Origin of the sequence: Aurantimonas sp. C2-5-R2 (assembly GCF_036549495.1) — a bacterium.
Classification (GTDB): domain Bacteria; phylum Pseudomonadota; class Alphaproteobacteria; order Rhizobiales; family Rhizobiaceae; genus Aurantimonas; species Aurantimonas coralicida_A.
In genome coordinates this window covers 1-1333 of record NZ_JAZHLJ010000227.1, presented here as the reverse complement: position 1 = coordinate 1333, position 1333 = coordinate 1, and the positions used below count along the sequence as shown (strand labels likewise).

The window sequence follows — 1333 nt, the reverse complement described above, 5'->3', positions numbered from 1 at the left end:
TCGTCGATGTGGTATCTTTCTTCATGGCGTTGCTCTCCGAAGTGGATTCGACACCCCGAGCCTACCGGCTCAAGGCGGGCAACGCCGCCCCCTTCAGAAGTTCAACATCGATCGGGACATTCCCTCTTGACGTGCCGGTTGCGCGGCAGGCCGGTATCGAGCATGGCCAAGGCGTCACGCATTTCTTCCTGCAGGCCACGGATAAACCGGTTCGCGTCGAGCGGCAGTCCGAGCGCTGCGTAATGCGACGCGCGATGCTCGTCGAAGGTAGCGGGCAGATCCTCGTCGGGATTGCGGTAGCGGTTGGCGCCGACCACCCACACCTCCTTGGAGCGCAGTCGCTCGCGCAAAGTCTCCAGAACGCAGATCTCGTAGGTGAGGCGGTTGACGCGCCTTTTGCCCTTCGCATCCGTGTCGATGACCGCATCCCGCCAGAGGGGCCGCACGACGCCTTCGATCGGAATCGTCTCGGCGTCGGGCAAGTGCCGAAGACGCGAGGCGACATGGCGCCTTACCACGCCGAGCGCTTCAATCACTGGTCGGTGGAGTGCATTGTTGGAGCGGAAGTCCAGCGCGTCGAGCAAAGCCGGGACCATGCGGCGGTAGTGTCGCGTATAGGAGCCGCGGATCGTTGTGCGCAGGCTCTTCCTGTACATCGGTCCGGATTGATACTCACGGACCAGATCGTGCAGGGTCTGCTCGCCGGCGACCGGGAACACGACTTGGCGCACGGTGTCGTCGGGCCGGTCGACGGAAGCCTTGGCGATCTCGAAGAGGAGATTGGTTTTTCCGGTCACCTTCTTGAGCTCGTTGATCACCTTCAATTCGACCTTACGCTCGGCGCGGGCGCCGATGGCGTGAACCGTCTCGACCAGAAGCTCGACCAGACCGTCGGTCAGGGCGCGGCCGCGCAGGTGAGCATAGGCTGCAAGCCAGGTCCGGCGCGTCGCCTCGGGCAGGCGACGCAGATCGGAAGGCGGTTGAACCGATATGCGCTGGCGGCAGAGTTCGACCTCATGAGGCAGCGCATCGTCGAACAGGCCGTCCGGCAAGGCGATCTCGCGGATCCCGGCGAGCCGTTCCAGTTCACGCCTGACACTATTGACGCTCGCCTTGCCCGGGTCGCCGCGCACGAAGTTGAGCACGGCCCGCGCCCCCGCGACGGGCTCGTCGAGGTTTTCCTCGGCTTCCACCGTTCGGGCGGGATGCAACAAGGCATCGAGACGCTCGCGCGCGCCATCTGGCGGGAATGTCCCGGTCTCTGTTGAAACTCTGAAGTGGGCGGCGTTGCCCGCCTCGAGCCGTTAGGCTCGGGGTGCCGATTCCACTGAGG

1 protein-coding gene is annotated in these 1333 nt (G+C 64.4%); it reads right to left on the bottom strand.

Annotated elements, in window-relative coordinates:
• Positions 1-101: 101 nt before the first annotated feature.
• A complete protein-coding gene (locus tag VQ044_RS25155) occupies positions 102-1211 on the bottom strand; it encodes a hypothetical protein (protein ID WP_327650381.1) in 1110 nt (369 codons plus the stop codon).
• Between the last annotated feature and the right edge of the window lie 122 nt (positions 1212-1333).